This window comes from Limnobacter humi (assembly GCF_024518835.1).
Taxonomy (GTDB): Bacteria; Pseudomonadota; Gammaproteobacteria; order Burkholderiales; family Burkholderiaceae_B; genus Limnobacter; species Limnobacter humi.
Map to the genome: position 1 here is coordinate 1008645 of NZ_JANIGO010000001.1, position 24659 is coordinate 1033303.

Sequence of the window (24659 nt, forward strand, 5' to 3'; positions counted from 1 at the left end):
AATCCGATTATAGCCAGTGGAATATCCCGTTGGACCTGCTGCCTGAACTTGCCGAAGATGCCTTCACCCGCAACACCACGCCAGACCACGCCATGAATACTCGAACCTGTCCTGTCATGACCACCACCGCCGGCGCGCCGGTTGCCGACAATCAAAACAGCCTGTCGGCTGGCCCCAACGGCCCGCTATTGATGCAAGACTGGCACCTGATCGAGAAGCTGGCCCATCAAAACCGGGAACGCATTCCCGAGCGGGTGGTGCATGCCAAGGGTTGGGGCGCGCATGGCGTGTTCACGGTGACCCACGACATTACGGCGTACACGTGTGCGGATGTGTTTGGCAAAGTGGGCCAGAAAACGCCGCTGCTGGCCCGGTTTTCAACCGTGGCTGGCGAGCAGGGCGCGGCTGACGCAGAACGCGATGTTCGGGGCTTTGCACTGAAGTTCTACACCAGCCAGGGCAACTGGGACTTGGTGGGCAACAATACCCCGGTGTTCTTTATTCGCGACCCACTGAAGTTCCCCGATTTCATTCGTACCCAGAAACGCAACCCAAAAACCAACCTGCGCAGCAACACCGCCATGTGGGATTTCTGGAGCCTGTCGCCCGAGACGCTGCACCAGATCACCATTCTCATGAGTGACCGGGGCATTCCCGCCAGCCCCCGGTTCATGAACGGATATGGCAGCCACACGTTCAGTTTTTGGAACCGTCACGGCGAGCGGTTTTGGGTCAAGTTCCATTTCAAGACCCAACAAGGCCACAAAACCCTCACCAATCAGCAAGCCGAGCAGGTGATCGGCAAAGACCGCGAGAGTTATCAGCGTGATCTGTTTGGCGCGATCGAAGCTGGCCAGTACCCCAAGTGGACGGTCATGGTGCAGGTCATGTCCGAACTGAATGCCCTGCGCACCGCATTCAACCCCTTTGACTTGACCAAGGTTTGGCCGCATGCCGACTATCCATTGATTCCCGTGGGCGAGATCGAACTGAACCGCAACCCTGACAATTATTTTGCGGAAATTGAGCAGGCCGCATTCAGCCCCAGCAACGTGGTTCCAGGCATTGGTTTCAGCCCGGACCGCGTGTTGCAGGCGCGCCTGTTTGCATACGCCGATGCACACCGTTACCGGATTGGCACCCACTATGAAGCCCTGCCGGTTAACCGCCCGAAGTGCCCGGTCAATCACTACCACAAAGACGGCGCCATGCGGTTTTTTGAGAACAACCCCAACCCGGCGGCCTATTATGAGCCCAACAGTTTTGGTGGGCCGGTTCAGGCGCCAGAATTTCAGGAACCGCCGCTACGCCTGTTTGGTGAGGCTGGTCGTTTTGACCAACGCGATGCCAGTGATGACTATGCACAACCCCGGGAACTCTTTAAGCGGATGGACATTGAACAGCGCCAACGCCTGGGCAGCAACATTGCAGCCAGCATGCAAGGTGTACCCGGTTTTATTGTGGACCGCGCCCTGGCGCACTTTGATTGCATTGACCTGGCCTACGGGCAATGCATTCGTGCTGGCCTGGACCAGCATGGTGTGGAATACAGCACGCGATAAGGCAATTCATCACTGTGAACGCTTGAACACATGACTTTGCATGGACAGTGCCCCGTAGCGCACCTCTTCCGGCAGTGTTTCAAGCTCCCAAGAGCCTGCTGCCGCTCCCACCGCAAACGGCAATGGTAGGTAGTGATCGTCGTCGGGGTGTGCCCGGTGAAAGTGGGGTGCCTGTTGTGCGGCCTTCACGATGGCCAGGGTGTCTTGTGCTTGCAGACGACCTCGAATCCAGTCGGTGAATTCGGTCACATAGCCAGGCAAGGCTTGGCTGTGTGCGGCACCACCGAGCTTCAGGTCGTTGAAATTGTGGGTCAAGCTGCCACTGCCCACCACCACCGCATGGTGGTTTCGCGCAAAGTCCGACAGCGCTTCCCCCACGGCGAAAGCGTCCTGTGGCGTCCAGTGCGCCGGCATGCTCAATTGAACCACGGGCGGCCCACCCTGGGGAAACAGGTGCAGGTACGGCACCCAGACACCGTGGTCAAAGCCCTGCTGGGGCGCTGCCTCCGCCGGTAAACCGTGCAAGGCCAACCGCTCCATCAATGCCAGTGCCAGTGCAGGGTCTCCCTGAATGTCCGGGTTCAAGCCATACAAAACGTTGGGGAAACCAAAAAAATCATGAACAATCGCGGGCTGCGCGTGGGTGGTCACCTGCAAATGCTGGCTGCGCCAGTGCGGGCTCAGGACGATCAATGCCCGCGTTTTCTGGGCCAGCAAGCGTTGTCCCACCTGTTTTAGCGCGTCACCCGGGGCGCCAGGTTCCAATGCAAAGGTGGGCGCACCGTGGCTAATAAACAGGGCATCAATGGGGGCATGGGTGGGCACATCAAACTCCTGCACAAGCGCACCGACTCAGTGTAACGTAGACCCCAATCTTGCTTGTCGTAACTTTTTGAACGACATCGACGAAATTCCAGCAGCCCACACACTCGGACCTGTTCATGAAAAAAATTCTCCTGCTGGCCATTGCCGCAGCACTGGTGGCGGTTTTTGCCTTCGATCTGCAAAACCTGCTCACGCTGGATTCCCTGAAAAACAGCCTCGATGATTTTCGGCGCTTCCAAGCCCAGTCGCCCTTTTGGGTCTCTGGCATTTACTTCGCCATCTATGTGGTGGTCACCGCGTTTTCCATTCCCGGGGCCGCTGTCATGACCCTGGCTGGTGGCGCATTGTTCGGACTGTGGCAAGGGCTCTTGCTGGTGTCGTTTGCCTCAACCCTTGGCGCCACGCTGGCCTTTTTGGGCGCCCGTTATTTTTTGCGTGATGCAGTGCAGGCCAAGTTTGGCGGCCGACTGAATGCCATCAATGCCGGGGTTGAAAAAGAGGGTGCGTTTTATTTGTTCACACTGCGCCTGGTGCCCGTGTTTCCCTTCTTTCTCATCAACCTCTTGATGGGTTTAACCCGGATGAAAGCCTGGACTTTTTTCTGGGTCAGCCAGCTGGGCATGTTTGCCGGCACGGTGGTGTACGTGAATGCAGGGACTGAACTGGCCAAGATCACCAGCCTGGCCGGCATTTTGTCGCCGGGTCTCATTGCCTCATTTGTGGTATTGGGCTTTTTCCCGTTGGTGGCCAAGAAAATCATTGATCGCATCCAGGCCCGTCGGGTGTACGCACGGTGGGCCAAGCCTGCCCGATTCGACCGCAATCTCATCGTGATTGGCGGCGGCGCTGCAGGCCTGGTCTCCGCCTACATTGCAGCGGCGGTCAAGGCCAAGGTGACTTTGATTGAGGCCCACAAAATGGGTGGCGATTGTTTGAACTACGGTTGCGTGCCCTCCAAGGCACTGATCAAAAGCGCGAAACTGGCGCATCAAATGAGCCTGGCTGATCGCTATGGTCTGCAGGCCGCAACCCCCCGTTTCAGTTTCAAAACGGTGATGCAGCGGGTGCAGGATGTGATTCGCGCCATTGAACCGCATGACAGCATTGAGCGTTACACCGGTTTGGGTGTGGAGGTGTTGCAAGGCCATGCCACGCTGGTCGACCCATGGACGGTGGAGGTTCGCCACACGGGCGGAGGGACGAGCCGCCTCACCGCCCGTAGCATTGTGATTGCTGCGGGTGCCCAGCCGTTTATTCCCCCGTTGCCGGGTATTCAGGACGCAGGGGTGCTCACCAGCGACACGTTGTGGGAAGCCCTCGCCCAGCGGGATGAGGCACCCAAGCGCCTGGTGGTGCTGGGCGGAGGCCCCATTGGCTGCGAATTGGCGCAGGCGTTTGCCCGCTTGGGTTCGCAGGTGGTGCAAGTGGAAATGGCGTCACGCATTCTGGTCAGGGAAGACGATGACGTGGCCGCGTTGGCCCTCCAGAGTTTGCAGGCCGATGGTGTTCAAGTGTTGACCAGCCACAAAGCCCTGCGTTTTGAATGCACCAACCAACACAAGGTGTTGGTGGCTGAGCATGCCGGTGGTGAGGTTCGAATCCCCTTCGATGACGTGATTTGCGCGGTGGGGCGCAGTGCCCGGCTCACCGGTTATGGGTTGGAAGGATTGGGCATTGAAACCCAGCGCACGGTCGTCACCAATGAATATCTTGAAACCCTGTATCCCAACATTTTTGCAGCCGGCGACGTGGCTGGCCCTTACCAGTTCACCCACACGGCAGCGCATCAAGCCTGGTATGCCGCTGTCAACGCCTTGTTTGGACAATTTAAAAAGTTCAAGGTGGACTACTCGGTCATCCCGTGGGCGACGTTCATCGATCCTGAGGTGGCCCGTGTGGGTTTGAATGAGCAGGATGCCAAGGCGCAAGGCGTTGCGTATGAAGTGACCCGGTATGGTATTGACGACCTGGACCGCGCCATTGCTGACAGCGATGCCCATGGGTTTGTCAAGGTACTCACTGTGCCCGGCAAAGACAAAATCCTGGGGGTTACGATTGTGGGCGTTCACGCGGGTGACCTGCTCGCCGAATTTGTGCTGGCCATGAAACATGGTTTGGGCTTGAACAAAATTCTCGGCACCATCCATACCTATCCGACCCTGTCCGAAGCCAACAAATATGCAGCGGGTGAATGGAAACGCGCGCACGCACCGCAACGGGTTTTGGCCTGGTTGGCCCGATACCACACCTGGCGGCGGGGTTAATCCACTCGCTATTCCATGAAAAAACGGTTGGAGTGATGTGACGGGTGATTGCCCTTGGGTGACGTATTTCGTGAACACAGACAGGGGTTGTTAGAGTCAGCCACTTGTCTGGATTTCTCGGCCTGTTCCCGTGACCACCGCAGTGCACACCCTCCATCCCGACCTGTCTTCCACGGCTTTGCTGGATGCCGCACTGCCAGATTGGTCGTGCGCATTGCCCAGCCCCAGTGGTGCCTCCAGTGGTGGCCCCAACCTCGAATACGACAACCGCTTTCTGGCCTTGGTTCAGGCGTCTCATGGTCGTCCTGAATCCCAGTTTGAACCTGCCGTACCCCCAGACTGGACCGTGGTCGAGCGGGATTCGCTTCGGCTTCTGAACGAGAGCCGGGATCTCCGGCTGGTGTGCCTGCTGCTGCAGTCCCAATTGGCGCTCCATGGGCTAGCCCATGCTGTGCCGGTGCTGGTTGGCTGGGCTGAGCTGGTGCGTCGCTGCTGGCCTGTGTTGAACCCCCCGCTGGACGATGGTGACCCCTATCCGCGCTTGCAGGTTATTGAATCCATGGGCAGTGGAAGCCCTTTTTTTCAGACCTTTCGCGGCGCACGGGTGTACCAGCATGTGGCGCTGGGTGATTTGCGCATTCGTGATTTTGAACCTTCTGCTGGCACGGTGCAGGCTTCTGGTTCAGCGTTTAATCGCGATCAACTGGTGCAGTTCCTGCACGACCATCCCGCTGTTTTGGCCGAACTCCTGAGCACGGTGCAGGCCAGCCGTGCCGCACTGGATGACCTGTCTGCCGCGTATGCCCACTGGTTGCCAGGCGAGCCTTTGCCGGCGCTGGAGGCCCTGAGCAAGGCGATTGACCACATTGCCCATGTTCTACCGGAACTTCCACCTGTGGTTAAAACACCCAATGGGCTTGATGTGAGCGCCGTTCCTGAGCCAACGAATGCCACCGCAGCCGCCTTGCACAGCCTGACGATGGAGGTGCACAACCGAGCCCAGGCGCTGCAAGCGATCGACGCGGTGTGTCGGTACCTTGAACAGGCTGAGCCCACCAGCCCAGCACAGTGGTTGTTGAAGCGGGCTCGTCGGCTGATTGACAAAAACTTTCTGGAGTTGGTCAAAGACCTGGCACCCGACGCGCTGAGCGACGTGGCTCGCATCATGGGGGTGGACCCCGAATCCCTGAACCAGTCCGATGGGTCGGGGTAACGCCTGGGCGGCCGTGGATCAGGCACGGCTCCCACTGTTCTGTTTCAAAACTGCCCAACTTTCAATAAGGCCTGCCCATGAGTGGACAAAAATTTCTTGCTCGCAACCGCGCACCCCGCGTTCAGATTGAATACGACGTGGAGGTGTATGGTGCTCAGAAGAAGGTGCAACTGCCCTTTGTCATGGGCGTCTTGTCCGACTTGTCGGGTCAGTCCGAGGTTCCCTTGGCGCCACTGTCCGAGCGTGACTTCCTCGAAGTGGACACCGACAACCTGGATGCCCGCATGAAAAGCATTCGCCCGCGTGCTGCATTTCACGTGGCCAATGCGCTCACTGGTGAGGGTAGCCTCGCGATCAACCTCACATTTGAATCCATGGATGACTTCAGCCCTGCAGCGATTGCCCGGCAGGTGGAGCCCTTGCGCCAGTTGCTGGAAGCCCGTCAACAGCTGGCCAATTTGCTGACCTACATGGACGGCAAAAATGGTGCTGAGGCATTGCTGGCCAAATTGCTGGCAGACCCCGGTTTGCTGAAGGCACTGTCGGGTGCCGCCAAGCCGGTTACCAATGCGGACGCCACACCACCCAACCCTGTCGGAGAATGACATGTCCAACTTGCAGAAAAGCCATGCGCTTGACGTGCTGGAACTGGATGGCAGCGATTTGTCTGCCTTGTTGAATCGTGAATTCAAACCCAAAACTGAGGAGGCCCGCTCGGCCGTTGAATCCGCCGTGGTCACCCTGGCGCATCAAGCACTCAGTAGCGCGGCACGGGTGTCCGACGATGTGGTGGATTCCATTGAGCGAATGATCTGCGCGATTGATGAAAAGCTCACCGCACAAATCAATGCAATCCTGCACCATCCTGATTTCCAGCAATTGGAAAGCGCTTGGCGCGGGCTCCATTACCTGGTCAACAACACCGAGGTTGATGAGTTCCTGAAAATTCGTTTCATGAATGTGTCCAAGACCGAACTCGCCAAGAGCTTGAAACGGCACAAGGGTGTGTCTTGGGATCAAAGCCCTGTATTCAAAAAAATCTATGAGGCCGAGTACGGGCAGTTTGGTGGCGAGCCCTATGGTTGCTTGGTGGGTGATTATTACTTCGATCATTCCCCGCAGGATGTTGAAATGCTGGGTGAAATCGCCAAAATTGCAGCAGCAGCGCACGCACCTTTTTTGTCAGCGGTGTCACCTGCCACCTTGCAAATGGACTCCTGGCAGGAGCTGTCCAACCCCCGAGATCTGACCAAAATCTTCTCCACCCCGGATTACGCCGCCTGGCGAAGTTTGCGGGAATCGGAAGATGCCAAGTACCTGGGTATGACCATGCCCCGTTTTCTGGCGCGTCAGCCCTATGGCGCCAAAACCAATCCCGTGGAGGCTTTTGCATTCGAAGAGGACACCGGGGTTGCAGACCACAGCCGATATGCCTGGGCCAACTCGGCCTATGCCATGGCCGTCAACATCAACCGCTCGTTCAAGCAATACGGCTGGTGTTCTCAAATCCGGGGTATTGAGTCTGGAGGTGCAGTCCCCAACTTGCCCACCCACACCTTCCCCACCGACGATGGGGGCGTGGACATGAAATGCCCCACTGAAATCGCCATTTCGGATCGTCGGGAAGCCGAGTTGAGCAAAAGTGGTTTCTTGCCCCTGGTTCACAAGAAGAACAGCGATTTGGCGGCATTCATTGGTGCGCAGTCCTTGCACAAGCCCGCCGAGTACGATGATCCGGATGCCACTGCGAACGCCAAGCTGGCAGCGCGCTTGCCCTACCTGTTTGCCACCTGTCGGTTTGCGCATTATCTGAAGTGCATCGTGCGCGACAAAATCGGTTCCTTCAAAGAACGCTCGGACATGCAACGCTGGTTGCAGGACTGGATTATGCAGTACGTGGATGGCGATCCAGCCAACTCATCCGATTCTGTCAAAGCCACTCGCCCGCTGGCTGCTGCCGAAGTGGTGGTTGAAGACATTGAAGGCAATCCAGGCATGTACGCCTCGAAATTTTATTTGCGCCCCCACTACCAACTGGAGGGGCTCACCGTGTCTTTGCGGTTGGTCAGCAAACTGCCATCTGCCAAAGCATCTTGATGCATCACGTATTCCAACAACTTATTTGAGAGGGATTTATGGCAGTTGATATGTTTCTGAAAATCAAAGGTGTCGATGGCGAGTCTGTGGATAAGGTTCATGCCAAGGAGATCGACATCCTGTCCTGGAGCTGGGGCATGTCCCAGTCCGGGACCACACACACGGCCCGTGGAGGTGGTGCTGGCAAAGTGAGCGTGCAAGACCTGTCCATTACCAAATACACCGACAAATCCACACCCAACCTGATCAAGGCCTGCTGCAATGGCAAGCATTTTGAAGAGGCAGTGCTGACTGTGCGCAAAGCGGGTGAGCAGCCGCTGGAATACGTCATTTTGACCATGAAAGACGTGTTGGTGACCAATGTGTCCGAAGGCGGTTCGGGTGGGGACGACCGTCTCACCGAAAACATCACCCTGAACTTCGCGGAGTTCAGCTATGTGTATGTGCCGCAAAAACGCGACGGTGGTGCGGATGGCAAGGTGGAAGCCACCTTCAACATCGCCACCAATTCCGAGAAATAAGCGGCAAGGCCGGGAGTTACCATGTCCAAAGTCGACATGTTCCTGGCTCTGGATGGCAGCCGTCAGGGCGCCATCCGGGGCGAAAGCGCGGGCGTGGGCCATGAAGGTGAGTGCGAGATTCTGGGTTGGAGTTGGGGCATGTCCCAGCAGGTTCATTCTCTGTCCCAACAGCATTCCAAGGCCTCGGTGCGCTCAGTCACGATTCGGAAACATCTGGACAGCGCCAGCACTGCAATCATGAGTGCCATGCGTTCGGCCGAGAGCCTGAATTCAGTGGTGATCACTTGCCGCGACCCGGCCGGTATTGCAGACATTGATTACCTTCGGATCACGCTGAAAAAAGCGCGAATTTCCGACTATGACATCCAGGCTGCTGCGGACGATGAACGCCAGGTGAGTGAGTCTTTTTCCATCGCGTTCAAGGAAATCGAAGTGGTCTACACACCCAAAGCGGGTGCCAATAGCAAAGCGGGTGTTTGCACCTACATTGATCACTATGAGTGAAGCTCGTCAGTGGCATCGGCCCACCTTGCTGGAACGCCTCCTGGGGCAAGCCGCTGAGCAAGGTTTAACCGCTAAGAATGATGGGCATGCGGCGTGGTCCCGGGACGCGCTGCGAGCCTCGGTCATTCACGACCTGGAGCATTTGATGAATGCCAGTCCGTGTGACACATCCGGCTTGAGCGGGCCGGCCCGGCACAGTGTGTTGGCGTATGGTCTGCCGCCGATGGCAGGCCAATTGGCGTCCAGCGTTCATGTGCGCCAATTGGAGCAGACGGTGCATCAGGCCCTGGTTCATTTTGAGCCCCGCATTGTGCCGGGCAGCCTGCAAGTCAAGGCCGAAGCAGATCACGCCAGCTTGAACCATCACAATGTGATTCATTTGCAGATCACGGCCGCATTACACGCACACCCGGTTCCGGTGGAACTGGTGTTGCGCAGCGAAATTGACCTGGAGACCGGACGGGTGGCTTTGGTCCCGCTCACCGGTTTTTGAGCAGGGCATTGAACCGATGGACCCGCGTCTGCTCGTGTTGTACAACCAGGAATTGACCCATGTTCGCGATGTGGCGAACGAGTTTGCCCAACGTCATCCCAAAATCGCCGCAGGGCTTGGTCTGGGCTCCCACTCAGCTCAAGACCCCACGGTTGAACGTCTGCTGGAAGGATTTGCCTTTTTAACGGCGCGCACCCAACTCAAGCTACAGGCCTCTTTTCCAGAGTTCACCGGGCAGTTGCTGGAGCGTTTGATGCCGGGGGTACTCGCGCCCACGCCATCCATGGGGGTGGTGAAACTGTCGCTGGACGGACAAGACCCAGCCCTTGGCAAGGGGCTGACTGTACCCACGGGTGCTGTTTTTCAGGCCCCGGTGTTACCAGGCGCAGTCGCCCCAGTGACTTTCCGCAGCGCGCAAGCGTGCACACTGTGGCCATTGCAGATGGAAACCGTGCGGCATGGTCCTCCACATGGCGATGGCCTTCAGCATCTCCGCTTGAGCAGTGCTCTTCAATTGTGTTTGAAGCGAACCGGGGCGGGTTCGGTGTCCGACTTGCCGATGGACTGTCTGGATTTTTACGTGTCGGCCCCGCAAGAATGGGCTTTTGAACTGCATCAGCGCATTGCACATCGGTCGACCGTGGTTGCTGTTCGGGGCTCAAGCGATGAGCCTTGGCACATCCTGCCCCCCGGTGCACTGAGTACCCCAGGATTTGAAGATCATCAAGCCGTGTTGCCTGAGCACAACCAGGTATTCAGCGGATTTCGACTGTTGCACGAATTGTTCAGCCTGCCTGAGCGATTTCTGTTTTTTCGGATTCAGCACTTGCTGCGCCACTGCCAACAGGCCAAAGGGCCAGGTCTGGAGATGTTGATCGGCTTTCCGGACACACATCCCCAGATGGACCGTTGGGTGGATCTGGACAGTGTGGCCTTGTATTGCATCCCGGTGGTCAATCTGTTTCCCATGGCCTGTGATCGCATTCAGGTGGACCCGTCCCTGCATGAGCTCCACCTCATCCCCAACCGGAGTCGACCCACCGATTTCGAGGTTTATGCGGTGCAATCGGTGATAGGGCATGGTACCCAGCACCGGGAGGCGCTGCTCCCATTGTATTCAAGCAGTGCAGCCAGCCTGGAGATGAACCAGGCGGCTGTGTTCTATGCGCTTCGACGGCAAACCAGTCTATTGCCCGAAAACCAGAAGCGGACGGGTGGTCGAAGCAGCCATGTGGGCACTGAGGTGTTCATTGGGCTGTCGTCAGCCCATGGCCGTTTGCTGTCTGAGCGGGCCATCCAGCAGTTGTCGGTTCAGGCGCTGTGTACCAATCGTGATTTACCCCTGTTGTTGCCCCTGGGGCGGGGCAACACTGATCTGCAGGCCAGCGCCAGTTTCCCGGTACAGTCCATTCGGTTTGTTCGGGGCCCAAGCCGACCCTGTCCGCCACTGGCCGAGGGGCGTGCCAGTTGGCAACTCATTGAATTGCTCGCCTTGCACACCCATGGCCTGCATTCGCTTGAATCAGCGCCCGACCCGCTCAATCCGTTCCAACGCTTGTTGAGCCTGTTCTCACGGTCTGATACCCCGGCGCATGAGCAATGGGCGAAGGCCATACAAACAGCCCGTTTGCGGCCGATGACTCAGCGGCTGATTCAACACGGTCGTCCAGCCCTGTACCGAGGGCTGGAACTGTGCCTCACGCTGGACGAAGATTGCCTTCAAGGCCTGAGTGCCGGCTTGTTGGGACAGGCGCTGGCGGTGTATGTGCGTCGCAGTCTGTGCGTGAATACCGCGCTCGCGGTTCGATTGGTGTGCGAACCATCCGGACAGGTCATGCTGTTGAATCCGGACCTTGGTTTGAGGCCGCTGGTGTGAACAGGGCGCCAAAAACCGGGCCGGTGTTGCCCACCGCGAATTTTTACGCCGCATTGCGGGCCCTCGAGGAGGCAAACCCCACGGCCGCCCCGTGGGGGGACAGCCTGCGGTTGCGAGAGGATGCAGCCCGATTGGGTCAAGGTCCGTTCTTGGGCTTTGCAACACAGGATTTACAGGCAGTCGCTCATCCGTCCACGGCCAATGGACTTCACCACTTCCATGTGCAAGTGAGCAACTTTGGCTTGCTGGGCCCGCAGGGCGCCTTGCCCTTGCATTGGACGGAACTGGCCTATCAACGCGCTCACCATCACAAAGACCTGGCATTCATTCATTTTCTGGATGTATTTCACCACCGGCTCTTCAGCCTGTTCTACAAGGCCTGGGCGCAGGCCTTGCCGCACATCGGCCTTCATCGGGCGCAACCCAATACCTTTGAGTGGGCATTGCACAGCCTTCTGGGATTGTCGCCCCGGTCTCAGGAAGCCAGCGAGGCCCTGCCCAACCATTTTTATCCAGGCCTTGCCAGCCACATGGCCAGGCCGCAGCCCTCTGCCGAGCGCCTGCGAAAAGGTTTGTCGGCGTTGTGGGGCTGTCCAGTGCAGGTCATCGACCCGGTGGGACGGTGGTTGCCTGCACCCGGCTTGCTGCAAGGTTGTCCGAGTGACCCCACACACCGTCGCTTGGGCGGCGGCGCTCTGTTGGGCCGCCGTTGCTGGGATCCACAAGCCGCAGTCCGAGTGGTGCTGGGGCCGTTGCCCTGGGATTGCTTTGCTGCGTTGAGTCGTGGTGGCCGCCACCATGCCTGTTTGCAGCACGCGGTGGGTGGGCTTCTGGGCCCCGACTGGCAGACCGATACAGCCTTGTTGCCTGATGTGGCGCAAATACCGCCGCTTCGGCTGGGTCGAGACCAGTCCCAGGCCTTGGGGCGAACTGCATTTTTGGGCCGCCCCACGCGCATGCCGTCGCGTCCCGTGCCCCTGTCTTTCATGTCAAAGCCAATCACCCTGGAGGGGTCATGACTGGTATTCGTCGAGCCGCCTTGTTTGGAAAACTCAATGCCACCGCTTTCAAAACCCTGGAAGGAGCCACCACGCTGTGCAAATTGCGGGGCAATGCACAAGTGGAATGGCCCCATTGGCTGATGCAAATCCTTCAGCAAGATGACAGTGACTGGCATTGCGTGCTGCGCGCTTGCGGTGTGGACCTGCCGGGCTTGTTGACCGATGTTCAGCGCGCGCTGGACATGTTGCCCGGTGGGGCACAGTGCATTCGGGATTTGTCTGAGGACCTCACGCACCTTGTCGAGCGGGCCTGGTTGTATGCATCGCTCAAGGATGGCTGCGATCAGATCCGCACAGGCCATTTGCTGTTGGCCCTGTTGGACAGTGATCGATTGAAGACGCTGCTGCAGCGTTGCAGTGCCCAATTTCGACGCCTGGATCCCGAACAGCTTCGCCAACATTGGACCGTCTGGCTGGGCGGGTCTCCCGAAGCAGGATTGGCGATACCACCCACTGGTGCCGTGTGGTCGGGCGATGCGACTGGGGCAGCAATGCCAGCTGCCCAGTTGGGTGCAGAGGCAGCGCTCAAGCGGTACACCACCGACCTGACGGCACAGGCCCGCGCTGGCGAGCTGGATCCAGTGACAGGTCGTGATGTGGAAATAGCCCAGGTCGTGGACATCCTGTTGCGGCGTCGGCAAAACAACCCGCTAATCACCGGCGAGGCGGGCGTTGGCAAAACAGCCGTGGTGGAGGGTTTGGCCCAGCAGATTGTGCAAGGGCAGGTACCGCCATCGCTCAAGACGGTCCGTTTGTTAAGCCTGGACATGGGGTTGCTGCAAGCAGGGGCTTCGATGAAAGGCGAGTTTGAGCAGCGCTTGCGACAAGTAATTGATGAGGTTCAAGCCAGTGAGCAACCCACGGTGCTGTTCATTGATGAGGTGCACATTCTGGTGGGCGCTGGTGGGCAGCAGGGCACCGGCGATGCTGCCAATTTGCTAAAGCCTGCATTGGCCCGTGGCCACCTGCGCACCATTGGGGCAACCACCTGGTCGGAATACAAACAATACATTGAGAAAGATCCCGCACTCACACGGCGTTTTCAAGTGGTTCAGGTGGTCGAGCCGTCCGACGATGTGGCCATTCGGATGTTGCGTGGTGTGGTGGCCGCCATGCAGGCGCACCATGGCGTGCTGGTCTTGGACGAGGCCGTGCAGGCGGCTGTTCGGTTATCCCGGCGATACATACCGGCACGCCAGTTGCCAGACAAAGCCATCGCCCTGCTTGACACCGCCTGTGCCCGGGTGGCGGTTTCGCAACATGCCTCCCCACCGGCGGTTCAGCAGCTTCGGCGCCGTTGTGAGGCGTTGCAGCAGAACATCGACCAGCTCATGACAGAAATCGATCTCGGCATTGTTCATGCAGAAAGTCTGGACAGCAAACAGGCGGAACTGGGTGAGGTGCGGATATCGCTTGAGCAGGCCGAGGCCCGTCACGCGCAGGCCATGCGTTTGTTGAACGATATTCTGGCGCTTCACCGTTCATTGCAGGGGGATGCTGACGATTCCGACCGGCTGCTTCAGGACCGGGCCAACCTGCGCGCCCAACTCACGCAGTTGGAGCAAAGGCTTGCCGTGGTTCAAGGTGAACAACCCATGGTGTTTTCCAAAGTGGATGCGCAGTGCGTGGCCACGGTGGTCTCTGACTGGACCGGCATACCCTTGGGCAACATGCTTCGGGATGAGGTGTCAACTGTGTTGTCGCTGGCAAACCATTTGGGTCAGCGGGTGGTGGGCCAAACCCATGCCCTGCAACAGATTGCGCGCCGCATTCAGACCAGTCGCGCCGGGTTGGATGATCCAGACAAACCCAAGGGTGTGTTTTTGCTGGCTGGCACTTCGGGTGTGGGAAAAACAGAAACAGCTTTGGCACTGGCTGAACAACTGTATGGGGGTTCGCACAACCTCATCACCATCAACATGAGTGAGTATCAGGAAGCCCACACGGTTTCCACGCTCAAGGGGGCGCCACCCGGCTACGTCGGTTACGGTCAGGGCGGTGTGCTGACCGAGGCGGTGCGTCGCCGGCCCCACAGTGTGGTGTTGCTCGATGAGGTGGAGAAAGCCCATCCCGATGTGCATGAACTCTTCTTTCAGGTGTTTGACAAAGGCTGGATGGACGATGGGGAGGGCCGGCGGATTGACTTTCGCAACACGCTGATTTTGCTGACCACCAACGTGGGCACGTCACAACTCATGGCCCTGTGTGAGCAGGGCCGCGCTCAGCCAGCCCCCGAATTGTTGGTTCAGGCCTTGCGCCAACCCCTGCTGTCGGTGTTTCCACCGGCCTTGCTGGGGCGCTTGGATGTGGTGCCGTATTACCCCCTGTCGCCGGCCTTGCTGGCCCGCATTGTTCGCCTTCAACTGTCACGGGTCGCTGAGCGCCTGGCCCGGGTACACCAGCTCACGGTCACCATCGACGATGCGCTGGTGGAACACCTGGTGGCGTGTTGCACTGAGTCGGATTCTGGTGCGCGGCTGGTGGGATCGTTGATCAGTAACCAGGTGTTGCCCGGAATCAGTCAACGTTTGCTCAAGGCCATGCTGGATCAGGCATCCATCGCGCAGGTCACATTGACAGCAGGGCCCCAGGGGGTGGTAGCCGAGTATGCCTGAGGGGTTTTGCCGAAGTCCAGGGCGCCGTGCCTTGTTGGTTCGCACCCTGTCGTGCCTGGCTGCACTAGCCCCCGTGGGTGGCCTGCATGCAGCGACGGAACGGTCCAACGGGCGGCGGCATGCCTTGCTGGTCGGCAATGGTGCTTATCCCAGCCCGTATGACTTGCCGCCCGTGCCCAAAAATGTGATGGACCTGGCTGATGCACTGGCATTTCGGGGGTTTGACGTGACTAAAGCGTTGAACCTGGACGAAGCTGGTCTGGCATCCACCGTGGCCGAATTTGTTCAGCGGGTGGCGCTGGCACCAGCCCATTCGGTCACCCTGTTTTATTACGTGGGCCATGGCCTTCAACTGGCCGCCAACAATTTGTTGTTGAGCTCGGGTACCCACCCGGCAGCACCCCGTCCAGACTTGATTGCCCGAAGCCTGGTGTTGCAGCAGCGTTTGCTGGCTGCGCTGCCAGCACGCCCCGACGCACTGAACATCACAGTCATTGACGCCTGCCGCACGGATTTGGGCGCTACCCTTGGGGATGCTGATGGTTTGAATCAGGTGGAGGCCCCGGTGGGTTCCATGGTTTGCTTCTCGACCGCGGCGGGCAAGCCAGCCGTGTCGCCTGTATCGGCCGATCAAAACACGTTTTACACGGCCTCCTTGGTTCGTGCCTTGAGAGAGGCACCGCCTGAAATGACTTTTGATGCCTTGTTTCGGCATGTCAAGCAGGATGTTGAGCAAACCATGCGAACCCACCCGGTGGCGGCCATTCGTCGGCTGGCTCAGTCGCCATTCATCGCGGACAATGCCCGTCTGAAAGTGACCCTGTTCGGTCCAGGCGAGCCCCCTTGGCCCTTGCGGCGGCCCGAATCGGACACCACCGAGGTGTTGGCAGCGTGGTTGGCCTTGGAAGCAGCGGGCTGGCCGCTGGATGTCATTCGACTGGCGGAGTCATTTCTGCGCATCCATCCGACTGGCTGGCGAGCGCAACAGGTCAGCATGGACCTAACAGGCGCACGTCAGGCACTGGCTGCATTGCGCAGCCGCGATGTTCGTTTGTTCAAAACCAGTTTTGTTGCACCCCATGGGGCGCCTGCCGAAGCCCAGGTGGACTTGCTGCGGGCGGCGCGCGGCGACAAGGATGCCGCGATGCGCGTGGCGCGGTTGCACCAAGCCGATGCGTCCGAGTTGGGGCAATTGCGCTATGAAGGTTGGTTGCAGTACGCGACATGCTTGGGCAATGGAATCGCCAGCTATGCACTGGCACTGCATTACCGCGCCCAGGGGTTGTCCATTCTGGCGGCACGGGCCGAAGCGCAGGCGATCGCTTTGGGGTACTCCCCGCCGCGTGCACTCACGCATGAGCGCAAGTAACAGAATTTTTCAAAACAGCAAATGCCCCAATTTTTTGGGGCTATTTGGCATTTGATTGATCGGTCAAATAAGGCACACTCTGAAGATTGCCGAACTTTGTCCTGCACCTGAATGCCCCAGACCCGATTAACCCGCCTGTTGACCCTGGTTGCCAAAGCAGCAACCGGGTGGGCGCTCGCCATGGGTCTGTCGGCTTGTAACCCCCGCAGCATGTTGACCAAAGACAATCTGTTGGATGGTGCGCGGGCCGAAACCTTTATTTTGAGCCATGGCGCCTTGTGCGCCCGCTTGCCCACCGGTGAGGCCATCGACCTGTATGCACGGGACAAAATACCGGAGAACAGTGCCGTGGGGCGGGAAGTGAAAGCCTGGGATTTGTCGGGATTGCTGGACATCATTCAGACCCGCGATGGCCGCTGGGTGGTGTTACCGTCTTCAGGCTTGAAGGCGTTGGAAGGCGTGCATTTTCGCAAGGCCCCCAGCGGTGAAAACGACGCCTTGTGCTTTGGCCGCTTGTGGATTGAAAGTACGGTGGACTACACCGAAAACAAGCCCTTTGGTCAGTCCGATGCAGTGACTGCGCGTTTTCAGGCCAGTCTGAAAGATGCCCACATGCTGAAGTACTTCAAGGACCTGAAGGTGGAGTCCTTTGATCCCACCATTTTTGTGTTGAGCACCGGGACTGCCTACGGCAGCACTTTGGAGCCAAATTTCACGGTGGAGATGGCCATGCGCCCCACCACCACTGGCTGGTATCTGGCCAAAGGTGCTGTCACTGTGGCCAATGCACCGGTCGAAAAGGGACCCAGCGTGGCCCCCATATCGCCTTGATGGTGGCTCTGTCATAATTCCGGTGACGTAACCCGGAGTTGTACGATTGAGCCGCAGTAAACACACCAAACCCGCCCCCGCACTCACCCCCAACGGCAAAGTGGATTTTTCTGCACCCGGTGCCCGCGTGCGCATTGACAAATGGTTGTGGGCTGCCCGTTTTTACAAAACCCGTAGCCTGGCCACCGAGATGGTGGATGGTGGCAAGGTCAAATGCAACGATGAGCGGGTGAAGCCAGCCACAGCGGTGCAGGTGGGCGATGTGCTCAGCATTCCCGTGGGGTGGGATGACATGGTGGTGACCGTCACGGGGCTGTCCGACAAGCGGGGCAGTGCGACATTGGCGCAGGCGTTGTATCAGGAAACAGTGGAGAGCAAGGCCGAACGGGCGCGGCGGGCCGAAAACCGAAAATTGATCAAAGACCCGGCGTTGGGCATCAAGGCGAGACCCACCAAGCGGGACCGCCGCGCCATGGACGATGTGCAGTGGGGTGGCACCGAGTAAACGCTGCGCTGGCGTCCCCGTCAGGGCTTTTCCGCCAGGGCCTGTTGAATCAAGCCGTGCAGGGCCTGGAACTCCGGTTCCCCAACATAGGTTTTGATGATTTCACCCTTGCGGTTGATCAGGTAGGAAGTCGGGGTGATTTTCACATCATCGTAGGCCTTGGCAATACTGCCATCGAGGTCCAGTGCCACATCAAAGGGCAGCTTCCGGGTTTCCGCAAAATTGAGCACGTAGTCGGGGCGGTCATAGCTCATGGCCACTGCCACGGTGCGAAAACCTTGGTCTTTGAAGGTGTTGTAGGTGTCGACAATGCCTGGCATTTCTTTCACGCAGGTGGTGCAACTGGTGGCCCAGAAGTTCACCAGCATCACTTGGCCCTGGTAGTCGGCCGGTGCGATGGTCTGGCCGGTGATGGTTTTGAAGATCATTTGGGGGGCCTGTTTGGAAAAGCAGGCACCCAGCACCACGACTGACAATGCCATGAACATGGCTCGACCGGTGCGCATCAGCATGGATTGATTCATTCCGTTGTTCTCGCAAAAACCCGCTGGGGCACTTGAGGCCCCTTTCATCCCTTAGCGTTGACTGCCCGCTTCGCGGTTGGTTCCATTGTTCGGCGTCGTGGTGAGCCGGGTCAGTTCAGCTTCGGAAATGGTGTCCACCACTTTCACCACTTTCACCACGCCGGCCACACCCGCTGCAATTTGTGCTGCGCGGTTGGCTTCCCGTTCGGTGACCAGGCCCATGATGTAAACCACACCGGCTTCGGTGGTGATTTTGAATGCGTTGGCGAACAAATCTTGTGCATCAAACAACGAGGCCTTCACCTTGGTGGTGAGCACCGCATCGTTGGAGCGATTGCCAAAGGTACTGGGTGCGCCCACCTGCAAATCATTGACCAACAGGCGGACGTTCTGCACGTTGGCCGCTGCCGCTTCCACCTTGTTACGGGTCTCAGAATCAGGCACCTCCCCGGTCAGCAGCACTTGGCGGTTATACACCGTGGTGTTGACATGCACGTTGTCGCCAAACTTTTCATTGATGGCGCTGGTGACTTTGAGCTGGATGTTCCGGTCCTCGACCTGAATGCCCACGGTGCGACGATCAATAGCGGCCATGGAGCCAGCGGTGAGTGCAGCGGCAGCGCCGAAGAAACAGCCGCCCAGCAAGGGGGCAGTCAGGCTGGCACACAACACAGCGGCCAGGGTACGGGTTCGAACAGTGGTTTGGATACTACGCATGGTCTTCTTCTCCCAACAGGCAGACATCAATGCCATCGCACAAACAATGGATGGTGAGTAGATGAACTTCCTGAATGCGGGCGGTCCGCTGGTGCGGCACGCAAAGGTGGATGTCGTCGCCTTGAAGGGCCTGGGTCATGAGACCACCCCCTTTGCCGGTCAGGGCAATCACGGTCATTTCGCGCTGGTGAGCGGCTTCAATGGCCATCAAGACGTTCTTGGAGTTTCCGCTGGTCGAAATGGCCAGCAGAATATCGCCGGGTTGGCCGATGGCCTGCACCTGCTTTGAAAACACCTCGTTGAAACTGTAATCGTTGCCAATCGCCGTCAACGCCGAACTGTCGGTGGTCAGCGCAATCGCCGCAAGGCCTGGGCGTTCACGCTCGAAGCGACCCACCAGCTCAGCGGCAAAATGCTGGCAGTCGCCGGCAGAGCCGCCGTTACCACAGGCCAGGATTTTTCCGCCATTGGTGAGCGTTGCCACCATGACTTCGACAGCATTGGCGATGCCGCCTGCCATTTCTTCCGTGGCGACTTGCTTGGCTTTGATGCTTTCGTCGAACTGGTGGGTGATTCGAGTGATGAGATCCATGGCGTTTGCCCCAAGGGTGGAATTGGTTTGCCTATTATAGGTGAGGCACTGGGCAGGCATTCGGCTGGGCTGCCCGATTGCCTCATGGTTTGCACAGCGTCAACAACCAGGCATTCTGAATCCACTGGGGCTCTGTTTCGTTGAGAATGCTGACCACATCAAAACGCAGGTGCTTGAACTGGCGTTGACCTTGACGTATCCACCACAACTGGGCACACAGACTGATGCGCTGGCGCTTGAAGGGGTCGATGGTTTCCAGTGGATGGCCGTGGCTGGAGCTGCGGCGCTTGCGAACCTCCACCACCACCGCGGTGTCGCCATCGGCCATCAGCAAGTCGAGTTCGCCGCATTTGCAGCGGTAGTTGCGTGCAATCGGCGCAAGCCCATGGTGCTGTAGAAAGGTCTGCGCACGGGCTTCAGCTTCTTGTCCACTATGGCGTATGTGCCGCTGGCGGGCCGAAGGAACAGATTCAGCCGATGGCGTGGGTTTGGCAGGGGCCCACGGAATGCGGGACAATGGTGCCTGACCATTGTTTTTTGGAGATTTGCTGCGCATGGATGATTCCGGGAAGGGCCTGGAGGTTCGACAGTCTGACGCAACGCGTCGGGCAACCCTCTATGTGGTGGCCACCCCCATCGGCAACCTGGGTGACATATCGTTGCGGGCACGCGCCACGCTGGAGTCGGTGGACCGTGTTGCCGCAGAAGACACCCGCAACACAGCGCGATTGCTGGAGCAGTTGGGCCTGCGCAAACCCTTGATGGCGCACCATGCCCACAATGAGCAAGCCAGTGCGCAGGGCATTCTCCAATGTCTGGAACGGGGCGAAAGCATTGCGTTGGTGAGTGATGCAGGCACGCCGGCGGTGTCAGACCCGGGTGCTGTGGTGGTTCGGGTGGTGGCACAGGCCGGGTATCCCGTGGTGCCGGTGCCTGGCGCCAGCAGTGTGCTCACCGCCTTGGCGGCCAGTGGCCTGGTCGACGGTGCTTTTACCTTCCGTGGATTTTTGCCAGCCAAAGGCAAAGAGCGGTTAAACCTGCTGGCGCATTGGGTGAGCCTGCCCGAACCACAAATTCTGTTTGAGGCGCCACACCGGGTTTTGCAGTTGGTGGATGAGCTTGCACAGCAGGGTTTGAACGACCGAGCCGTGTGTGCCGGGCGTGAGATGACCAAGCAGTTTGAAACTTTTTACCGAGGCTTGGGGGCCGACGTGTTTGAACAGGTTCGCTCAGACCCCAATGCCGAGCGGGGTGAGTGGGTGTGGGTGATTTCAGGCGCACCGCCTGAGCCCGAGACGGCTGATGGAGTAAACGTCGGTCTGGACGACTGGTTAAAGCCGTTGCTGGCAGAATTGCCGTTGAAATCGGCAGTGGCTGTTGCGGTGAAGGCCACGGGCCTGCCCAAAAACGCCGTCTATGAACGGGCGTTGCAGTTGAAAGGCCCATAAAAAAAGCCAGCCGAGGGGGCTGGCGAAATACCACTGAACGAATCTCGAGGCGCAGGCCGTGAGCCGGCCTTGAGAGTCACTGCATTACACTGGCAAGGGCAGTGACGGTGCGCCAGGCAGTTCCAGGCCGCTCAGGGAAGCGGACACGGAAATGGGCGCTGCGTCGTTGGCCAGCACAATGCTCAATGTGCCATCTTCAAAGCTGACTGGTGAGTCTGGCAGCGAAGGGAAGGATGGCAATCCGGGGAAGTCGGGCAAGCCTGGTGAATCAGGCAGACCCGGGATGGCGGGCAGTCCGCCGTCGGCCAGGCCTGTCAGCAGGTCGGCCACAGCCTCGGGGCTGGTGGGCAATGCTGGAAGGCCAGGAATGCTGGGTGCGTCGGGGAGTCCGCCCGAAGCGAAACCACTGAGCAGATCCACCACAGCCTCTGGGCTGCTGGGAAGTCCAGGCAGCTCTGGCGCAGACGGCAGTCCGGGCATGGAGGGCAGTCCCGGGAAATCGGGCAATCCTGGTGCATCGGGTAGTCCGGGCACGGAAGGCAGACCGCCATCTGCCAAGCCAGTCAGCAAGCTGACGAAAGCGTCTGGGCTGGTCGGAACGCCAGGCAGGCTGGGCAGACCTGGAATGGCAGGCAGTTCGGGGGCAGCCGGAAATGCGGGTACATCGGGCGCAAAACCTGCCAAGGTGTCCAGAACACCCACCAGAATTTCTCCGGCTACAGGAACGGCGTTCAAGCCGTTTTTCAGATCGTCTAGGGCCATAGTTTCTCCGTCGTTTGAAGTGATTTTTTAGGTGTTTTTACGTCCGCAATCTACGTTGCGTTCCACATCAAATCAGAGGGAAATGGCTTCAACAATTCGAAAAGTTTGGTGTTTTTGTCGGTAAATAACTTATCTGTGTGTAAAGTTATTTGTTAAGTGAATGATTTTGATGGATTTTTACTGATGTTAATTTTTTGGGAAATTTGCAGAATTGTCAGAATAGTGCTGTCAGAAAAGAAAAAAGGCGTTTCCCAGTGAGAGAAACGCCTTGTTGGGCAACCTTTCAAGTGGCAGGTCGATTAGTCGCCGTACATACGCTGCTTGAGTTCACGGCGTTGCTGTGCTTCCAGCGACAAGGTGGCGGTTGGTCGAGCCAACAAGCGGGCCACACCGATGGGGTCGCCTGTTTCTTCGCACCAGCCGTAATCGCCACTGTCAATTTTTTGCAGAGACTGTTGCACTTTCTTCAGCAGTTTGCGCTCACGGTCGCGGGTGCGCAATTCCAATGCATGCTCTTCTTCAATGGTGGCACGATCGGCAGGGTCGGGAACCACCACTGTTTCGCGCAGGTGTTCGGTGGTTTCACCAGCGTTGGCCAGCAATTCCTTTTCCATGTCCTGAAGCCGCTGTCGGAAAAAGGCCAGCTGCACCTCGTTCATGTAGTCTTTTTCAGGCATCGCGAGCAGTTCTTTCTCGCTGATGATGGGCACTTTTTGCGTTGTCATGTCAGGCCTCTAATTCGTCGATCCACTCACTATATACCAGTATAGCCTTTAACGTGCCAGACAGAGCTCTAACCCTTGGGTGATGAACTCCTTGGGCAGTTTGCGCCCAATGAACACGATTTTGCTTTCCTTTTTGTCGGCTGGGTCCCATTTGCGGCCCCAGTCCAAGCCCATCAGCATGTGAACGCCTTGGAAGAGTGCGCGTCGGTCGCTGCCCTTGATGGACAGAATGCCTTTGTAGCGCAGCATATCCGGCCCGTACACCTGGGTGACCGATCCCATGAATTCTTCAAACTTTTGTCCATCGAATGGCTTGGTGCTTTTGAACACGAAGCTCTGGATTTCATCGTTGTGGGTGTGCTTGTCTTCGTCCAGAAAGTCGGGGGCAATATCCAGAATGGAATTCAGGTTGAAACCCTTCACATCCAGCAGTTTGGCCACCGGTGCATTGCCATGGTCACTGATCATCTGCTCAGCGCGGGCATTCATCTTGGCCAGGCGTTTTTTGAGTGTCTGTACTTCATCGGCGCTGGCCAGGTCGGTTTTGGACAGCAGAATGCGGTCAGCAAAGCCCACCTGTTGCTGAATTTCGCGGTGTTCATCCAGTTGTTGCATGCCGTGTTTGGCATCCACCACCGTAATCACCGCATCCAGCAGGTAGCTTTCGGCCACCACATCGTCCACAAAAAAGGTTTGGGCCACAGGGCCTGGGTCGGCCATGCCGGTGGTTTCAATCACCACGCGGTCAAACTTGATCTCGCCTTTTTTCTTGCGAGCCGCCATGTCGCCCAGAATACGCACCAGGTCGCCCCGCACGGTGCAGCACAGGCAGCCATTGTTCATTTCGACGATGTTTTCCTGCTCGTTTTGCAGCAGCAGGTCGTTGTCCACGCCTTCTTCGCCAAACTCATTTTCAATCACGGCGATTTTCAGGCCGTGGTTTTCCTTCAGGATGCGGTTGAGCAGGGTGGTTTTGCCGCTGCCCAAAAAGCCGGTGAGGATGGTGACGGGAATGAGGGTGTGCGGTGCTTGGCTCATGGTCTGTGCTTCAGAAAATATCGTCGACCCCAACAGATGGGGATGATTTCGGTCATTTAAAGGGCTTCAGGCGTGGCTTCAAACACCCACACACCGTTCTGTTGAGTGCGCTGGGCCAGGCCTTTGCGCCACAGGTAGTGCAGGTGGGCCACAGCCTCGCCCATGGCAAAGCTCATTTGGTGGCCGTCCATTTCACGTTTGAACAACACGGAAATGGCTTGCCTGGCCGATAAAGGCTGCGCTTTCAGTGCGTCCAGCAGTTCATTCAGACGGTGGTCGTGGTGCCGCAGCAACTGTGCGCAACGGTCATGAATACCCTTGAAAGGTACGCCATGTGAAGGCAACACCATCAAGCGGTCGGGCAGGGTGGCCATGGCCTGGACTGACTTCAAGAATGCCAGCAAGGGGTTCCCTTCCGGCTCAATCGCATACACGCTGACATTGGTCGAAATGGTGGGCAGCAGCATGTCGCCGCTGATCATCACGCCCAGGCTTTCGCAGACCAGGCTGATGTGCTCGGGGCTGTGGCCAAAGCCCGCCATACAGCGCCATGTTTGGTTGCCAATGATCAGTTCGTCGCCGTGTTGTATGCGTTGAAAGCTTAACGGAGGCTCTGGCACCAGCCGGGCAAACAAACCCCCCCGTGCTTTTTGGGTTTCTTCGGCTTTCTCCTCATGGGCCAAGCCGTGGCTGGCCATGAAGGTGGCCAGACTGTGCGCATCAAACCCGGGCAGGTTGGCACACAGCCCCCGGGCCATGAAGTATTCCGCCGATGACATGTGAACCTGCACCCCATGCTTGCGAGCCAGCGGGCCGGCCATGCCGATGTGGTCTGGGTGGGCATGGGTCACGATGATGCGGCCCAGGGGTTTGTGGGCAAACAGGGTTTGCTCAATGTCTTCCCACAATGCAGCCACATTGGGCAGGCCGGCCCCGGTGTCTACCAGCGTGTATTGGTGGGCCTCTTCAATCAACCAGACATTGATGTGGTCCAGCGCAAACGGCAGGGGCAAGCGCAGCCACAAAATGCCCGGTGCGACTGGCACGGGTTGTCCCAAGGTGGGCGGTTCAAACAAACGTTCAATTCCCATGTGTTTTCTGGCGACTTTTCAGTCAT

Annotated in this window: 24 protein-coding genes; 15 read left to right on the forward strand and 9 right to left on the reverse strand. The window is 58.2% G+C overall.

Annotated elements, in window-relative coordinates; genetic code table 11:
* The first annotated feature begins 92 nt into the window (after positions 1-92).
* Positions 93-1562, forward strand: coding sequence for a catalase (locus NQT62_RS04765; protein ID WP_256763551.1), 1470 nt, complete (start codon positions 93-95; stop codon positions 1560-1562).
* 9 nt (positions 1563-1571) lie between these two features.
* Here the strand turns inward: NQT62_RS04765 and NQT62_RS04770 are convergent, their stop codons facing one another.
* Positions 1572-2387, reverse strand: coding sequence for a DODA-type extradiol aromatic ring-opening family dioxygenase (locus NQT62_RS04770; RefSeq protein WP_256763463.1), 816 nt, complete (start codon positions 2385-2387; stop codon positions 1572-1574).
* 116 nt (positions 2388-2503) lie between these two features.
* On the opposite strand from NQT62_RS04770, the gene NQT62_RS04775 reads away from it, so the two are divergent.
* From NQT62_RS04775 to NQT62_RS04835, 13 genes are all read left to right on the forward strand, one after another.
* Positions 2504-4651, forward strand: a complete 2148-nt coding sequence (locus tag NQT62_RS04775) for a dihydrolipoyl dehydrogenase family protein (protein WP_256763464.1) — start codon at positions 2504-2506, stop codon at positions 4649-4651.
* A gap of 130 nt (positions 4652-4781) precedes the next feature.
* The gene (locus NQT62_RS04780; RefSeq protein WP_256763465.1) at positions 4782-5864 is read left to right on the forward strand and encodes a type VI secretion system protein TssA; all 1083 of its coding nucleotides are present in this window, start codon (positions 4782-4784) and stop codon (positions 5862-5864) included.
* A 77-nt stretch (positions 5865-5941) separates the two neighbouring features.
* A complete protein-coding gene (tssB, locus tag NQT62_RS04785) occupies positions 5942-6469 on the forward strand; it encodes a type VI secretion system contractile sheath small subunit (protein WP_256763466.1) in 528 nt (175 codons plus the stop codon).
* Position 6470: 1 nt separating this feature from the next.
* Positions 6471-7961, forward strand: a complete 1491-nt coding sequence (tssC, locus tag NQT62_RS04790; protein ID WP_256763467.1) for a type VI secretion system contractile sheath large subunit — start codon at positions 6471-6473, stop codon at positions 7959-7961.
* Between the two features lie 38 nt (positions 7962-7999).
* Positions 8000-8482, forward strand: a complete 483-nt coding sequence (locus NQT62_RS04795) for an Hcp family type VI secretion system effector (protein ID WP_256763469.1) — start codon at positions 8000-8002, stop codon at positions 8480-8482.
* Positions 8483-8503: 21 nt separating this feature from the next.
* The gene (locus NQT62_RS04800; RefSeq protein ID WP_256763470.1) at positions 8504-8986 is read left to right on the forward strand and encodes an Hcp family type VI secretion system effector; all 483 of its coding nucleotides are present in this window, start codon (positions 8504-8506) and stop codon (positions 8984-8986) included.
* Positions 8979-9479, forward strand: coding sequence for a type VI secretion system baseplate subunit TssE (gene tssE / locus NQT62_RS04805; protein ID WP_256763471.1), 501 nt, complete (start codon positions 8979-8981; stop codon positions 9477-9479). Before NQT62_RS04800 ends, tssE begins: the two co-directional genes overlap by 8 nt.
* 16 nt (positions 9480-9495) lie before the next feature.
* Complete coding sequence (gene tssF, locus NQT62_RS04810) at positions 9496-11355, forward strand: type VI secretion system baseplate subunit TssF (protein WP_256763472.1); 1860 nt, start codon at positions 9496-9498, stop codon at positions 11353-11355.
* Positions 11352-12374, forward strand: coding sequence for a type VI secretion system baseplate subunit TssG (gene tssG, locus NQT62_RS04815; protein WP_256763473.1), 1023 nt, complete (start codon positions 11352-11354; stop codon positions 12372-12374). Before tssF ends, tssG begins: the two co-directional genes overlap by 4 nt.
* Entirely contained in the window at positions 12371-15031 is a 2661-nt protein-coding gene (gene tssH, locus NQT62_RS04820) for a type VI secretion system ATPase TssH (protein ID WP_256763474.1), read from the forward strand. Before tssG ends, tssH begins: the two co-directional genes overlap by 4 nt.
* Before the next feature lie 31 nt (positions 15032-15062).
* Positions 15063-16400, forward strand: coding sequence for a caspase family protein (locus tag NQT62_RS04825; protein ID WP_256763475.1), 1338 nt, complete (start codon positions 15063-15065; stop codon positions 16398-16400).
* 111 nt (positions 16401-16511) lie between these two features.
* Positions 16512-17231, forward strand: coding sequence for a hypothetical protein (locus tag NQT62_RS04830; protein ID WP_256763476.1), 720 nt, complete (start codon positions 16512-16514; stop codon positions 17229-17231).
* 100 nt (positions 17232-17331) lie between these two features.
* Positions 17332-17736, forward strand: coding sequence for an RNA-binding S4 domain-containing protein (locus NQT62_RS04835; protein WP_256763552.1), 405 nt, complete (start codon positions 17332-17334; stop codon positions 17734-17736).
* A 20-nt stretch (positions 17737-17756) separates the two neighbouring features.
* Here the strand turns inward: NQT62_RS04835 and NQT62_RS04840 are convergent, their stop codons facing one another.
* The 4 genes from NQT62_RS04840 to NQT62_RS04855 all read right to left on the reverse strand — a co-directional run bounded on the left by NQT62_RS04840 (position 17757) and on the right by NQT62_RS04855 (position 20125).
* Positions 17757-18260: a peroxiredoxin family protein gene (locus NQT62_RS04840; RefSeq protein ID WP_256763477.1), complete on the reverse strand. Its 504-nt coding sequence runs from the start codon at positions 18258-18260 to the stop codon at positions 17757-17759.
* Positions 18261-18311: 51 nt separating this feature from the next.
* On the reverse strand, positions 18312-18977 hold the full coding sequence (locus NQT62_RS04845) for a BON domain-containing protein (RefSeq protein ID WP_256763478.1): 666 nt from the start codon (positions 18975-18977) through the stop codon (positions 18312-18314).
* A complete protein-coding gene (locus NQT62_RS04850; protein ID WP_256763479.1) occupies positions 18970-19569 on the reverse strand; it encodes a phosphoheptose isomerase in 600 nt (199 codons plus the stop codon). The genes NQT62_RS04845 and NQT62_RS04850 overlap by 8 nt, the downstream gene beginning before the upstream one ends.
* A gap of 82 nt (positions 19570-19651) precedes the next feature.
* Positions 19652-20125: a YraN family protein gene (locus NQT62_RS04855; RefSeq protein ID WP_256763480.1), complete on the reverse strand. Its 474-nt coding sequence runs from the start codon at positions 20123-20125 to the stop codon at positions 19652-19654.
* Here NQT62_RS04855 and rsmI point away from each other — a divergent pair.
* A complete protein-coding gene (gene rsmI / locus NQT62_RS04860; RefSeq protein ID WP_256763481.1) occupies positions 20124-21017 on the forward strand; it encodes a 16S rRNA (cytidine(1402)-2'-O)-methyltransferase in 894 nt (297 codons plus the stop codon). The two genes, NQT62_RS04855 and rsmI, sit on opposite strands and share 2 nt — an antisense overlap.
* Before the next feature lie 84 nt (positions 21018-21101).
* Here the strand turns inward: rsmI and NQT62_RS04865 are convergent, their stop codons facing one another.
* From NQT62_RS04865 to NQT62_RS04880, 4 genes are all read right to left on the reverse strand, one after another.
* Positions 21102-21779, reverse strand: coding sequence for a hypothetical protein (locus tag NQT62_RS04865; protein ID WP_256763482.1), 678 nt, complete (start codon positions 21777-21779; stop codon positions 21102-21104).
* A 299-nt stretch (positions 21780-22078) separates the two neighbouring features.
* Positions 22079-22504 carry an RNA polymerase-binding protein DksA gene (gene dksA, locus NQT62_RS04870; protein ID WP_256763483.1) on the reverse strand — a complete coding sequence of 142 codons (426 nt, stop codon included), beginning with the start codon at positions 22502-22504 and terminating at the stop codon, positions 22079-22081.
* Positions 22505-22552: 48 nt separating this feature from the next.
* Entirely contained in the window at positions 22553-23542 is a 990-nt protein-coding gene (locus NQT62_RS04875) for a CobW family GTP-binding protein (protein ID WP_256763484.1), read from the reverse strand.
* Between the two features lie 56 nt (positions 23543-23598).
* Positions 23599-24633: an MBL fold metallo-hydrolase gene (locus NQT62_RS04880; protein ID WP_256763485.1), complete on the reverse strand. Its 1035-nt coding sequence runs from the start codon at positions 24631-24633 to the stop codon at positions 23599-23601.
* Between the last annotated feature and the right edge of the window lie 26 nt (positions 24634-24659).